Source organism: Candidatus Omnitrophota bacterium (assembly GCA_041650805.1).
Taxonomy (GTDB): Bacteria; Omnitrophota; Gorgyraeia; order 2-01-FULL-45-10; family 2-01-FULL-45-10; genus JBAZKM01.
This window is the reverse complement of sequence record JBAZKM010000003.1, coordinates 49,765-63,604: the sequence shown is the minus strand read 5'-3', so window position 1 is coordinate 63,604 and position 13,840 is coordinate 49,765. Positions and strand designations below refer to the sequence as shown.

Here is a 13,840-nt window from a genome sequence, read left to right as displayed (position 1 = left end):
GTCAAGAAAATTTTCCCATCAATCCACCTTGAGGGGCAACATATGCCGCCACTTACGGGCAAATACCTTGCAATTGCGTTTCAGGAGGTCATAATCATCGCGCACCAGCTCCCTGTACTCGCGCGTCTTCCTGGTCATGCCCCCGTTACCTATGTGCATCGCCTCTACCTTTGCAACCACATTCCTGAACCCGGCCTCCGCGCTCTGCATGGATATATCAAGGTCGTAACAATGCATATACCCGTACGTCTCATCGAGCCCCTTTATCCCGGCAAGCAGCCGCCTGGTCATCATGAAACAGAGCCCGTCGATAACGGCCACCTCTGAGGTCTCCTCTGTCATAGGAGGGTTCAGGTCTTCGTTCTGGAGATCGTGCTTTAAGCTCTCTTCGTTCACGCACCCTGTCTTATATATCTCCTTTCTGCCGGCCAATCCGACGATACCTATCCGCGGATCGCTCTCGGCGCAGGATATCATCTTCCCCAGCCACCCGTTCTCGAGGATGATGACGTCATTGTGCATAACGACTACATAATCTTTGCCGGAGGCATTTATGCCCTGGTTTATGGCCCTTATAGGGCCGAGGTTCTCTTCGTTCCTTATATAATTTATATCGGCGCGCCCTTTCAGCGAATCAAAATACGCCCTGACCTCCGGCTTCGAGCCGTTATCTACTATCACGAACTCAAAAGGTGTCGTTGTGTTCTTAAGAACCGACTCCACGGCAAGTTTCGTATAGCCGAGCTGGTTCCATACCGCGATTATGATACTGGCGCTTCTATCCTGGCTCATATATACCTGTGGAGCGCATCATATTGACGTATTCTACCCTTACCGGGGTTATCTTCCGCATCAGGGCTTCCGGGCCGTCAAACAGGACCCTTATATAATTATCGGAATATCCGGTCAGCAGGCCCGACTCCTTATCCCGCTTCGACTCGACCAGTATGTCGAGCCTTTTGCCCAGAAAACGTTCCCTGTAGAGATAGGCGGAAGTCAATGCGAAGACCTTAAGGGCACAATATCGCTGCCTGACGATATGGGGAGCTACCTGGGGGGCCATATTATACGCGGGCGTGCCTTCGCGCCTGCTGAATGTGAATATGTGGGTGCGGGCCGGCAATATATCCCGCAGAAAATCGAGCGTATTACGGAATTCTCCGTCGGTCTCTCCGGGGAACCCCGTGAGGATGTCGGTGGTTATGGCTATGTCCGGCATGTCGTGCCTGATCCTGGCCGCCAGGTCTCTCTGATAGCCCGCGGTGTACGGCCTATTCATCCGCCTGAGCACCTCATCGTCCCCGGACTGGAAAGGTATATGCAGATGGCGGCAGATCCTCTTATTTTTTGACATGAACTCTATGAGTTCGCCGGTGATGTATCTGGGCTCTATGGAGCTCAGGCGTATCCTGAAATCGCGGGGGGATCTGTCGAGTTCCTTCAGGAGATCCGTAAGGCCCATGGCCGCTATCCCCATCTCTTCGGCTATGGCGTTAGAGGCAAGGTCTTTCCCCCATGCGCCCAGGCATATACCCGTGAGGACTATCTCTTTAAAACCGTTCTCTACGAGACGCCGGGCCTCTTCCAATATCTCGTTCAGCGGTCTTGATGTAAGCGGTCCGCGGACCGAAGGCACCTTGCAATAAGAGCAGGAATTCTCGCATCCGTCCTGTATCTTGACGAACGCCTTCGAATGTCCCTTGAAATCGCTGATCGCAAGCGGCGCGGCAGGCCTTAAGCGGTCTCCTCCGGAGCCGAGTATCTCCCCCATGCGGTTCTTATCGCTGTTCCTGACTATGTGCGATATGCCCGGCATGGCCGCCAGCTCATGCGCGTTCTTTTCCGTATAACAACCGGTCACGACTATCCGGGCGCCGGGATTCAGGCCATGGAAGAGGCCTATCCAGTGGCGGGACTCCTTATCCGCTTTGCCTGTGACGGTGCATGTATTTACGATATATATATCCGCGGTATCTTCCGCGACGCACTCATTGAAGCCGTTCCTTACAAGGTCCTCCCTGATAGCCTGGGATTCGTACTGGTTGACCTTGCAGCCAAGCGTCTTTATAAAGAATCTTTTATACTGTCCGGCCTGATAGTTCATAGTCAATGATCGCCAGGACCGCAAGCCCTGCCGTGTCGCTCTTCAGGACACGCGGCCCCAGGTTAACCACCCTGAATTTTTTGTCTTTTGCCTCTTTGATCTCATGGGGCGTAAAGTCACCTTCGGGCCCTATCAGAACGGATATGCGGCGGGCGGAACGGTACGCCCCCAGGACCTCCTTAAGGGGTGCGGCATCTTCGCTCAGTGCGGCTATAATACCCGCGTCGCGCTCCGGCGGCGCGTTAAAGAACCCCTTAAGCTCCGTCACATCGGCTATGAGGGGGATGTCGGCCCTCCCGCATTGTTTTGCGGCCTCGGTCGCTATTTTACGCCACCGCGCGACCGCGCCCTGTCTCCTGGGACCGTCCCAGTCGACTATGGTCCGCTCGGTCATCACCGGTATTATGGAAGCGACACCCAGTTCAGTCCCTTTCTCCACTATATAGTCCATCTTCTCTTTCTTGGGGAGCGCCTGGACGAGCGTGACCTGAAGGCCTGTTCCGCGCACGGGCTCCCGCGTCGATATTATCTCGACCTCTACGGTCTTTCCCCTTATATCCTTTATTATGCCGGCATACTCCCTGCCGGATCCGTCGAACGTAACGACACCGTCTGATCTCTTGAGGCGCATCACGTTTATGATATGATGCGCCTCTCTCCCGCTTATGATAACGGTCTTCCCTTTAACCGCCTCCGGCGGAACGTAAAATCTGCCCATATATCGAACTGCCTTACTTTTTCGGCTTTGCCGGCGCAGCCGCAGGTGCGGGTTTGGGCGCCTGTATGATCAATTCCACTACCGTCTCTTCGCCCGCCTTTACGGTATTACCTTTCTTCACATGCCTTGGCCCTGCCATCGTCTCGACATCATAGATGCCCGGCAGGAGCTCCATCGGTTGTCCGTCCTTTCCCGACAATACGGCTTCGCCGTTCTCCGGCCTCGTCACCCTTACATTGCTCTTTACCGCTTTACCGCTCTCGTCCGCGGTCTTCACTATGAGGGACCCTGTAGCGCAGCCGAGATCTATAAGATTCTCTTTCCCCGCTTCGACCTTTACGTCTCTGCGAAGCTGGCGCGGGGCCGTCCATATCTCTATATCGTACGCACCCGGCACAAGCTCCAGGGGCCTGTTCATAGTGCCGCTCGCGACCATCAAGGTCGTCCTGGAATATACGGCCCTCACCGGATATGCGGCCGCCTTTCCCCTGGAATCCGTCGCCTTTACCAGTACGGCGCCGGTGATAGCGCCGAGATCCTCTACATGTTCTTTACCTTTGGCGATATTGACGCCTTTATATATCTTGGCCGGGGTCGTCTCGATCTCAAGGTCATAATTGCCCGGTGAAAGCTCCTGCATCCTGTTTGCCGCAAAGGAGGTATCATATAAACTTGACCTGGCGTCATACGACCTGAATGCCTTTATCCTGACGTTGACCTCTTTGCCCTTCGAATCGGTCGCCTTTACCGTAAGCGCTCCTTTATCTTTGGATATCGCCTTCTTGGCGGGTAGACCGGGCTGTGCCTTTCCCGCCGCGGGGACCGCCTTCTTTACGGCCTTCTTCGCCGGTTTTCCCTGCATCGCCAAAAATATTACAAGCACTACCGTTGCGACTATTATGCCTATGATCAAATTCCTGTTCTTCACCTTTTTCCCCCTTTCTCGCCAAATACCTCGGCTGTGAATACGTACATCTCTGTTGCCGGATCTCTCCACGCGTCGGGCGCAAGACCCGCTTTATGCGCACAGAGGCTCGTAAGGAACTCTTCTTTGCTCCACCCGGTCTCCTCGGCGACCTGGGGCAGGTAGACGCCGCTCATGCCCCCCTGCCTTACGATGACGCCGTGGCCCGGCACTTTGATCTCATCCGGCCCCGAGACCCTCTTCATCGGAGAAAGGACAGATATCTCGATCTCTATCTTATCAAGTTCCGCGGAAGAGACCGCCGGGAACCTGGGATCACCCGTTCCTGCCTCAATGGCCATATCCGCCACGGTCTGATATAACGGTCCCTGGCCTATCATGTTGCCGATGCACCCCCTCAGCTCTCCGCCCTCATGAAGGGTCACGAACGCCCCCATGGGCATATTCAACACGGGATCGCTTTCGGTAAAGCGTCTCCTCTTCCCGTCTCTCACAAAACCCGTGACCGACTCCCTCGCTATCTGCAACAACCGCTTTCGTTGTGTCTCATTGAGCATCTTCCCTTCTCCCTTCCCGTCTTCCGAGCCCCGCGGCTTATAATTCGTCCCCGCTGGTGACTGGTGACCGGTGACTGGTGACTTTTTGTATATCACCGCGCTCACATATCCCACTACATCTTCCTTAGGACCGAACGTATCTCCGGAATTGGCGTACTTCAATATCCTGATATCCCCGAAACCCAGTTTCTCCGCGGCGAGTAAAGTGGCGGCGACGGGAAGGACCCCGCAAAACTCGCATATACGGAGGCTCACTTCATCATATAGCTCCTTCACCTTCTTCGATTCGAGAAGGCGTATCGCATGGCTATCGATGGCCTTCGCCTCTTCATACGGATGGTAGTGTGACATATCCGTACTGGCAACGATGAGGCAATCATCCCTCTCTTTTAAGGCGGCGCTCAGGGCATCTGCGAGGATAACGGCATATTCATACGACTGATTGCCGAAGGCTATGGGCACGATCCTGGCATCACCGAAGACCATCTGTATGAACGGGAGCTGCATCTCTATCGAATTTTCGCCGCTGAAGGCGTCCGGGTAGTACGATATCTTCGGGTTCCCGGCGCTTATCTTCTTCGCAAGTTCCGTGTCAACGGAAAGCTCGCCGAGCGGGGTCGTAAAGCTCCCCCTGTCATATATAGATATGCCGTCAAAGAACTTCCGGTGGGCGAACCCTATTACGATGACCGTCTTCACCGCTTTCCGGCGTACAGCCTTAAAGGCATGGGCGGCAACGGGACCTGAGAACCTGTAGCCGGCATGGGGCGCTATTATGGCGAATATCTCCCCTTCTACATCATCCGGATCGGCGCTTTCCAGATAACCGCCCAGGAGGTATATCAGCTCCTCTCTGTTGGCGGGATACCAATTGCCGGCCAGGTCCGCCTGCTTGGTGTCGGAGGCATATGATGAAAAGGTTAAGGCCAGGGTTAGGGTTAAGGTTAAGAATAAGATCGGTTTATTCATCATAACCTGCCGTAATCTCTGTGAAGCCATACCCGAGTTTTTTCTCATTGAATGGCGAAGCAGGATGGTGGAGCCGACGGGAATCGGCTACTTCGGCGTCCAGAGGCCGCCTGCGTAGCCAGTCCGCTCGCTGCCGGCCAGAGGCCTTTTCCTCGCTTCGCTCGGCGCTCGCGGGCTTCGATTCTCCTATAAGTTACCTTATAACCTGCCCGTAAACACCACGTAATATGGTGGAGCCGACGGGAATCGAACCCGTGATTCAGCGTTGCGAACGCTGCGTAATCCCGCTTTACTACGGCCCCGAGCTACATAAGGTATATGATAAAAAATCCTACCCCTTTTTACAAGCTAAATCTCTAGCCCGCGCTTTCGTCTATCCAGTTGAGATATTCCCTGCTCCCGGCTGTGATCGGTATCGCAATGATCTCCGGCACATCGTAACTATGGAGGCGCTTCACCTCTTTCTCGATAGCCCGGAAATTACCGGCGGGCGCCTTAAAAAGGACGAGCACCTCGTCTGCAGAGTCGACCTTCCCCTGCCACCAGAACCGCGACCGCACCCCGTCTATTATATTCGCGCACGCCGCCAGGCGCTTCTTCAGGAGCGAACTTGCGACAGTATCGGCCTCTTTCATCGATCCGCAGGTGACCAGTATTATAATATGCCCTTTGCCCATATGCGTCTCTAGGAAAATTATCGGTTATTTGAGGTCGGAAATACGCGGGTACCGATGCCGGAGGCGTTACCATCGGGATATAGAGCAATCCTCTTGCGCGGCATCGTGATACATCTTCGGGAAATCGTTCAGTGAGCGTCCGCCTTACGTCAGCTCCCCTATCATGCCGTTAACGGCATCCTGGATCAGCTCCCAGTCCTCCTGGTTATGGATCGCGAACTTCTGCTTCCTCTTCCACCCGCCGTCTTCTTTCTTTTGCCACAGGTAGAAGCATACCTGCTTTCTTCCATAACTTTCAAGCAGGACGACCGCGGACCACCATCCGAAACGCTTATTGATGGTCTTCTGACCCAATACTTTCAGAGGGGCTACTATCGGTACTTTCTCCTCATCCCTGAGGCTCCTCTTCTCTTCCATACATCCCCCTTCTCGTATTATCTTCCCCGCAGATATACCTGGTAATTAGGGCTCTTCCCTTCCACTATAATATGGCCTTCCCGGGAAAGCCAGCCTATGCTCATGAGAACCCGGTCCCTCTCGGTAGCGATGCCCATAACGATCTGGTCCAGAGAACTCTTCCCGTGAGTGTCAAGATAGTGCCAAATGTCTCCGGCGGTAATACCGATCTCGGTGATCATACGTCCACCCCCTCTTTTTTGTTGTAACTGCCGCATACCGGGCAGAGAGATATATCCTCATGTTTTGAATCGATGTAATTATGAAAACAGACCGAGCACTTCCAGATATAACCCGCTTCTTTACCCGCGCTGCGTCCCCTCTTCCTCTCGCCGGATACCGCCCATACGATCAGGATGATGACGGCCGATGAGAGCATATAGAAAAAGATCAATGCCGATATATCTAATTTTATCATAATTATAAGAGAATAACAACTATTCTATTAAAGAAGACGGTTCCGCTTTATGACCGGTTACCGCGCCTTCCACAAGGTCCAGTAACCTCTCCCTGTCCGCTCTATTTTCATCCCCTTTAGCGGGCGTCGGGCGAAAAACCGCTGCCGGGGCCGTCTTGACTTTATCCGAAAAAGACGTTTCGATGCTATTGATATTCTTGAAATAGCGTTCTTCCAGGAACGTGCGCTCCCGCGGTCCGATGCCGACCTTAAAGACACCCCTCTCAAGTATGGGACCCAGGAAAGCCACCTTAGAGAACCTTGTCTTCTTCGCGTCTACCGGGGGCGATACCACCGTTACCATAGATAGCCAGAATACGTGCAACACCAGCGACGCTGCGAACGCGGTTATAAAGATCCTGTCTTTTATCATCCTGACCATATCTTCACTGGTGCGTTGCTATGTTTATCTGGGAGACGCCTTCTGACCTGCACATATCCCATATCTCTACGATACGACCCAGGGAGGCCCTGCTGTCCGCCTTTATGAGAAGGGACGCCTTCTCTTTCGCTATTATCCTTAAGTTTGAAACTAGTTCGTCGTGCGACATCTCGCGGTCATTGAAATGGACCTTATCGTCCCTGGTGATGACGATCACGACATTCTCCTGCGGTATCACCTCGCTCGTCACTGCCTTGGGGAGGTTCACCCTTATGCCGGGCTGGAATATGAAACTTGATGTGAAGAGAAAGAAGATAAGAAGAAGGAAGAAGACGTTGAGTAACGGCGTCATGTCCAGAAGGCCCTTCTCTATCTTCAGACGGGTCTTAAACCTCATACGTGTCCCTTCGCGAGGAGAGCAGGTTCACGAGATCCGTGGCGCTCCTCTCCATATCGTATACGAGGCCGCCTACCTGGCTCACCAGATAGTTATAGGCAACGTATGTCGGTATGGCTACGGAGAGGCCCGCGAGCGTCGCCAGGAGAGATTCCCATATGCCCCCGGCCAGGTCTCCCGGATTTACCGGCACCATGGAAAGCGTCTTCTGTTGTATCACCTGGAAAGACCGTATCATCCCTGTGACCGTGCCGAGGAGCCCCAGGAGGGGGGCTATATGCGCGATGGTGGCCAGCACAGGGAGGTGGCGTTCCAGCCGCGGTATCTCAAGCTGCCCGGCTTCCTCGACGGCCTCTCTTATCTCCGGTTTTGACCTGTCGTGCTTCAGGATGCCCGCCTTGACTATATGGGCGATCGGGCCTGGTGTAGAATTACACATCTCTATAGCTTCTATTATCCTGTTCCTCTTTAAAATATTCGTGACGTCGTCCATGAACTTATCGGCATCTATGCGGGCCCTGTTCAGGTGGTACAACCGCTCGATGAATACGGCAAATGCCAGCACCGACGATACCATTATCAGGTACATCATCGGCCCGCCCTTTTGTATCATATCCCACATAACATCCTCCTCGTAAAGTTCCTTACTTCTCCCCTCTCCACCTCAGCCATTCGAGACGGTCTTTCGCGAATTTCGACTCCTCGACATCCATGCCCGCGAGTTTTTCATACATCTTCTTTGCGTCGTTCCATCTCTCAAGCCGCTCAAAAATTTGAGCGCATTTAAGCTGCGAGCGCACGGACCAGAATGACCACTTGGAATACAGGTAGGGGACTTTCAGATATTCCTCGGCGGCTTCGGCATACGCACCTTTCCCTTCGAGCGATTCGGCGATCTCATACTCGATCTGCGCGTTGAGCTCACTGTTCTCCGCGGTTATGGCTTTCCTGAAATAAGATATGGCGGAATCGAAGTTGCCTCTCTCTTTTTCCATGGCGGCGATCTTGCGATATGCGGTATTCTCGAGCGGGCCCCCGGGAGACCGTACGGCCAGTTCCTTGAAACGCGCTATGGCCTCATCCCCTTTCCCCTCAACGGCGAGGGTCTGCGCCAGCTGGTATAACGCCTGGTCTGCGATATCGCCCGACGCGCGGTCTTTCATCACGGCCTCAAAATATTCTTTCGCCTTGTCGTACCGCGCCTTCGCCCTGTAGTATTCGCCGAACCAGAAATAGACATCGGAGGCCATATCTGAACCGGGGTACTCTTTCAGGAAACGGCCGAACTCGTCTGCGGCCTCGGTCTCTTTGTGCAGGTTGTAATAACACCATCCGATCTGGTAGCGCGAGGTCATCCTCAGCTCTTCGGAAGGCGTTTCCTTTGCCACCTTTTTGAATGCCTCGAGCGCCTCCTCGAACCTATTTAGATTGTACAGTGAATTGGCAAGATAAAATCTTGCCCGGTCCTTCATCTCGCCGTCCGGGAATTCTTCGATCGATCTCCCGTATTCGGCTGAGGCGTGCTCAAAATCCCTGCGCTTGAAATACGCCATGCCCAGCTGGAAGACCGCCTTTTCCCTGAGTGTCGTATCGGGAAAATTTGTGATCACGCTCTGGTAAGCCAGGATCGCCTGGTCGAAGCTGTCGGTCCAAAGGAATATGCTGGCCAGCTGGTACTGCGCGTAATCGGCCCATTGGCTGTCGGGGTGCTCTCTCAGGACTATCTCGAAATTCTTTGCCGCTTCCTTAAGATCCTTCCTGTCTATGTATATATCGCCTATCTTGCACAGGGCCGACGAAGCAAGGTTCACATCGCTCGAGTGCGCCCCCGCCCATCCCAGCTCCGCGATCGCCTCTTCGTCCTCACCCAGCATCCCATACGCCAGTCCCAGCACGTAGTGGAATTCGTCGATATATTCCGATTTCGGGAACTTTTCGATGGCCTCCAGGCACGCGATCTCCGCATCCTTGTATTTCTTCCGGTCGTATAATAGCTTCGCCTTTCTATAGTATGCCTCCGGCGCTGCGTCGCTATTACCGTATTTCTGTATGATATCGTCGCAGGCCTCTATGGCGTTATCGTAAAGGCCCATGGCCTCATAGTCCTGGGACAGGCCCAGGTACGAAAGGCTGGCGAGCAGGTCGTTCTCGGGATTTGTAAGACAATTCTTTAATTCCACCGCGCTTTGGGCGTAATCGCCCAGATGAAATAGGCAGCGGCCTATCCTGTAAAGAGCGAAAGGGGCCCACTTCGCCTTGGGCGAGATGGCCGTTGCCTTCCTGAAGGAGACTACGGCCTCGCGATAGTTGCTTAGATAGAAATCGGACTCGCCGATCATATAATGGGCCTCCGCGACCCTCTCGGAAACCGGGAATTTATCTATAAATTCCTTCAGTTCCCGTATCGCCTCGTCGTACTTCCCCAGGAGGTGGCTGCATTCTCCTATCTTGAACTGCGACTCCACGGCTATCTTTTCGAAAGGATATCTGGCGACCACCTCGCGGAACGACTTTATCGCCTCTTCAAAGAAACCGAGCCGGTAATACGCCCACGCCTTGCCGTGAAGGGCATACCCGCCGTACTTTGACGAATGAAAATTATCGATCACCTTCTGATAAAGCTCCAGTGACTTCCTGAAATCGCCGCTCCTGAAATAGACCTCGCCTTCCCAGTATAACGCCTCGTCCTGCAGCGCTGCCCCCGCGGGGGCAGCGAGGACTATGTCAAATTCATAGAGGGCCTTTGCGGGATTGTTCTGATAATAGAAGCACCTGCCCAAGAGCAGGTGCATCTCATAGAGATGGGATGTGCGGGGATATGAAGCGAGAAAACTCTCTATGCGCTCCTGCGCCAGGTCGTAGAATCCGTCACTGAAAGCCTTCTTCACAAATATGATATCGTTCTCTTCCTGCCCCTCCTCCGCAAATACGGCGGAGGATGAGCATAAGATGGCTGAAAGGACCGCGATCGCTCCCGCCCATACCTTCACCCTATACCCTATACCCGATACCCTATACCCCATACCCTATACCCTACGTTATTTTAATACCTCGGCTAGATACTTCCCCGTATACGACGCCTTCGTCTTCGCTATCTCTTCGGGAGGACCCTCAGCGACCACCTCTCCGCCGTCGTCCCCGCCCTCCGGCCCGAGGTCGATTATATGATCCGCCGTCTTTATCACATCGAGGTTATGTTCTATCACCAGGACCGTATTGCCCTGTTCCACGAGCGCATGCAATACACCCAGGAGCTTCTCTATGTCCGCAAAGTGAAGCCCGGTCGTCGGTTCATCAAGTATATAGAATGTCCTCCCCGTCGACGTCCTGGAGAGCTCTGTGGCAAGTTTTATCCTCTGTGCCTCTCCTCCGGAAAGGGTGGTCGCCGACTGCCCCAACCTTATGTAGCCGAGGCCCACCTCATAGAGCGTCTTCAGCTTATTCCTTACGGACGGCACGTTCTCGAATATACCGAGCGCGTCCTCGACCGACATCTCAAGGACATCGGCGATCGAATATCCTTTATACCTGATATTGAGCGTCTGTTCGTTAAACCGTTTACCCTTGCACACTTCGCATTGTATATGGACATCGGGCAGGAAATGCATCTCGATCTGTTTTATCCCGTCCCCCATGCACGCTTCACACCTGCCGCCCTTTACGTTGAAACTGAACCTGCCGGACCTGTAGCCGCGCACCTTCGCTTCCGGGAGCCTGGAAAAGAGGTCGCGTATCGGGGCGAAAGCGCCCGTATATGTAGCCGGGTTCGAGCGCGGCGTCCTGCCTATCGGCGACTGGTCTATCACGATGACCTTATCGATATGCTCTATACCCGTTATCTTCTTATGGGCGCCCGGCTTCTCTTTGGACCTGTACAATCGCTTTGCAAGGGCCCTGTAGAGGATCTCGTCGACGAGCGTGCTCTTGCCGGAGCCGGAGACACCCGTCACGCAGACAAAAAGGCCGAGAGGTATATGAACGTCTATATTCTTGAGATTATGCTCTCCGGCGCCCGTTATCGTGAGCACTCTCCTGTCATCACGGAGCCGTCTTGCGCGCGGGACGGGGATACTCGATTCCCCCCTCAGATACTTGCCTGTCAGCGAATCTTTGGAATCGAGTATATCTTTTAGCGACCCTCTGGCGATTATCCGGCCGCCGTGCTCACCTGCGCCCGGCCCCAGGTCTATGATGTAATCCGCCTTCCGTATCGTTGCCTCGTCATGTTCCACTACTATAAGGGTGTTCCCCAGGTCCCTGAGAGCGATCAGCGTATCGAGCAGTTTCGAATTATCCTTCTGATGCAACCCTATGCTCGGTTCGTCCAGGATATATATAACCCCGACGAGGCCGGAGCCGATCTGGGTCGCAAGCCGTATCCGCTGCGCCTCTCCTCCGGAGAGAGTGCCGCTCCTTCTGTCGAGCGTCAGGTAATCGAGCCCCACGTTCACCATGAACTGGAGGCGTGAACGTATCTCTTTCAGCACCTGGTGCGCGATCTCCGACTGCGTCCCGCTCAAAGAGAGACGCGCAAAGAACGTCTTCAGGTCTTTTATGGAGAGGGCGCAGACCCCGGCTATGTTCTTCTTCGCGATGGTGACGGAGAGGCTCTCCGCCTTTAACCTCGTGCCTTTACATGCGGGACAAGGCAGGACAGACATGTACTTATTTATCTCGGTCTTTATAAATTCGCTCTCCGTCTCCCGGAAACGCCTCTCGAGGTTCGGCACAACGCCCTCGAAAGAGCCCCACCCGCCGTCGTTCCCTTCGCCGTAAAGGACTATCTTTTTGATATCTTTGGGGAGGTCCCTGAAAGGCGTTTCGACGTCGAAGTTATGCCTGTGCGCGAGGGAACGCAGGAGGCGCCTGTAATATATATAAAGCCCTTTGCCTCCGCGCCGCCAGGCATCTACCGCGTCCAGGACCGCCTTTGACTTATCCGGTATCACAAGTTCCGGGTCTATCTCCATCTTGTTGCCGAGCCCGCCGCATACCTGGCAGGCGCCGTACGGGGAGTTGAAGGAGAATATCCTCGGCTCTATCTCTTCTATGCTCACCCCGCAGTCCGCGCAGGCATACTGTTCGTTGAAGAGACGGTCTCTGTATCCGCCGCTATCTTCCGTCGAAACGATCACGAGACGCCCGCCGGCCTCGAGGGCCGTCTCGACCGAATCGGTGAGGCGCTTCTTTGCGTCATCTTTCAGGACGAGACGGTCAACCACTATCTCTATAGTGTGTTTTTTGTTCTTATCCAGAGCTATCTTCTTTTCCAGTTCCGTTATCTTGCCGTCAACGCGCACTCTGACAAACCCGTCTTTTCTCACCTTCTGGAAGATGTCTCTGTACTCCCCCTTCTTACCGCGCACGAGCGGCGCTAGTATCAGGACCTTGGTCCCCGGCGGCAGGGCGGTGATCTGTTCGACGATCTCCTGCGACGTCTGCCTGGTTATCGGCTTGCCGCAAACCGGGCAATGGGGCATGCCTATCCGCGCGAAGAGGAGCCGCAGGTAATCATAGATCTCGGTCTGCGTCCCCACCGTAGAACGGGGGTTCGAGCCGGCCGTCCTCTGCTCTATACTTATAGCCGGCGACAACCCTTCGATATATTCGACGTCTGGTTTCTGCAGCTGTTCGAGGAACTGCCTGGCATAACTGGAGAGGCTCTCCACATACCTGCGCTGCCCTTCGGCGTAGATGGTGTCGAATGCAAGCGACGACTTCCCGGAGCCGGAGAGGCCCGTGACGACTACGAGTTTCCTGCGGGGTATCTCCAGGTCGAGACCCTTCAGGTTATGTTCCCGCGCGCCTTTTATGAATATAACATCCCGTTCGTTCATATATATTATGGTATTAGGGTAATATTAGCATATATGTAAAAATAACACAAGAGGACAGAATAAGCGCAAAACGCTTACCCTGTCCTCTTGCTACTGTTATACCAGGAAGCGGTTACTTCCTCCCGCCCCTTCTCATCTTCGCCCTGCCGACATCTCCCTTTTTGTCGATGAAGTAGAGGTAACCTTTTACCTTCTTCACGCCCGGACGCGCGATGACCTTACCGCCGCCGCCCTTGGATTTACCTCTCGCCATCTTCGTCTCAACTACGTTGCCCTTCTTATCGACGTAATAGAGATATCCCTTTTTGCGCTTTATACCTACCTTTGCGACTTTCTCCGCCATTATGATTCACCCCCTTCC

15 protein-coding genes and 1 tRNA gene are annotated in these 13,840 nt (G+C 54.0%); all 16 read right to left on the bottom strand.

All coding sequences use genetic code 11. From position 1 onward, the window contains the following. Positions 1-18: 18 nt before the first annotated feature. The 16 genes from WC515_02945 to WC515_02870 all read right to left on the bottom strand — a co-directional run bounded on the left by WC515_02945 (position 19) and on the right by WC515_02870 (position 13,822). A complete protein-coding gene (locus tag WC515_02945; protein MFA5146320.1) occupies positions 19-792 on the bottom strand; it encodes a glycosyltransferase in 774 nt (257 codons plus the stop codon). After that, positions 779-2,104, bottom strand: coding sequence for a tRNA (N(6)-L-threonylcarbamoyladenosine(37)-C(2))-methylthiotransferase MtaB (mtaB, locus tag WC515_02940; protein MFA5146319.1), 1,326 nt, complete (start codon positions 2,102-2,104; stop codon positions 779-781). Before mtaB ends, WC515_02945 begins: the two co-directional genes overlap by 14 nt. Continuing rightward, entirely contained in the window at positions 2,079-2,822 is a 744-nt protein-coding gene (locus WC515_02935; protein MFA5146318.1) for a 16S rRNA (uracil(1498)-N(3))-methyltransferase, read from the bottom strand. The genes mtaB and WC515_02935 overlap by 26 nt, the downstream gene beginning before the upstream one ends. A 13-nt stretch (positions 2,823-2,835) precedes the next feature. Further along, the gene (locus WC515_02930; protein ID MFA5146317.1) at positions 2,836-3,750 is read right to left on the bottom strand and encodes a hypothetical protein; all 915 of its coding nucleotides are present in this window, start codon (positions 3,748-3,750) and stop codon (positions 2,836-2,838) included. After that, positions 3,747-5,276 (bottom strand): AmmeMemoRadiSam system protein B, encoded by a 1,530-nt coding sequence (gene amrB, locus WC515_02925; protein ID MFA5146316.1) that lies wholly within the window; start codon positions 5,274-5,276, stop codon positions 3,747-3,749. Before amrB ends, WC515_02930 begins: the two co-directional genes overlap by 4 nt. A 225-nt stretch (positions 5,277-5,501) precedes the next feature. Continuing rightward, a tRNA-Ala gene (locus WC515_02920) sits at positions 5,502-5,575 on the bottom strand. A 54-nt stretch (positions 5,576-5,629) separates the two neighbouring features. After that, on the bottom strand, positions 5,630-5,950 hold the full coding sequence (gene cutA, locus WC515_02915; protein MFA5146315.1) for a divalent-cation tolerance protein CutA: 321 nt from the start codon (positions 5,948-5,950) through the stop codon (positions 5,630-5,632). Positions 5,951-6,094: 144 nt separating this feature from the next. Further along, positions 6,095-6,367: a hypothetical protein gene (locus WC515_02910; GenBank protein ID MFA5146314.1), complete on the bottom strand. Its 273-nt coding sequence runs from the start codon at positions 6,365-6,367 to the stop codon at positions 6,095-6,097. 17 nt (positions 6,368-6,384) lie between these two features. Next, positions 6,385-6,588 carry a winged helix-turn-helix domain-containing protein gene (locus tag WC515_02905; protein MFA5146313.1) on the bottom strand — a complete coding sequence of 68 codons (204 nt, stop codon included), beginning with the start codon at positions 6,586-6,588 and terminating at the stop codon, positions 6,385-6,387. Continuing rightward, positions 6,585-6,824 carry a hypothetical protein gene (locus tag WC515_02900; protein ID MFA5146312.1) on the bottom strand — a complete coding sequence of 80 codons (240 nt, stop codon included), beginning with the start codon at positions 6,822-6,824 and terminating at the stop codon, positions 6,585-6,587. The genes WC515_02905 and WC515_02900 overlap by 4 nt, the downstream gene beginning before the upstream one ends. A gap of 19 nt (positions 6,825-6,843) precedes the next feature. Continuing rightward, positions 6,844-7,236, bottom strand: coding sequence for a hypothetical protein (locus WC515_02895; protein ID MFA5146311.1), 393 nt, complete (start codon positions 7,234-7,236; stop codon positions 6,844-6,846). 13 nt (positions 7,237-7,249) lie between these two features. Beyond that, on the bottom strand, positions 7,250-7,642 hold the full coding sequence (locus WC515_02890; GenBank protein MFA5146310.1) for a biopolymer transporter ExbD: 393 nt from the start codon (positions 7,640-7,642) through the stop codon (positions 7,250-7,252). Then, positions 7,632-8,264: a MotA/TolQ/ExbB proton channel family protein gene (locus WC515_02885; GenBank protein ID MFA5146309.1), complete on the bottom strand. Its 633-nt coding sequence runs from the start codon at positions 8,262-8,264 to the stop codon at positions 7,632-7,634. Before WC515_02885 ends, WC515_02890 begins: the two co-directional genes overlap by 11 nt. A 22-nt stretch (positions 8,265-8,286) precedes the next feature. Then, entirely contained in the window at positions 8,287-10,665 is a 2,379-nt protein-coding gene (locus tag WC515_02880; GenBank protein ID MFA5146308.1) for a tetratricopeptide repeat protein, read from the bottom strand. A 15-nt stretch (positions 10,666-10,680) separates the two neighbouring features. Next, positions 10,681-13,479 carry an excinuclease ABC subunit UvrA gene (gene uvrA, locus WC515_02875; GenBank protein MFA5146307.1) on the bottom strand — a complete coding sequence of 933 codons (2,799 nt, stop codon included), beginning with the start codon at positions 13,477-13,479 and terminating at the stop codon, positions 10,681-10,683. 112 nt (positions 13,480-13,591) lie between these two features. After that, entirely contained in the window at positions 13,592-13,822 is a 231-nt protein-coding gene (locus tag WC515_02870; protein ID MFA5146306.1) for a hypothetical protein, read from the bottom strand. Positions 13,823-13,840: the final 18 nt, after the last annotated feature.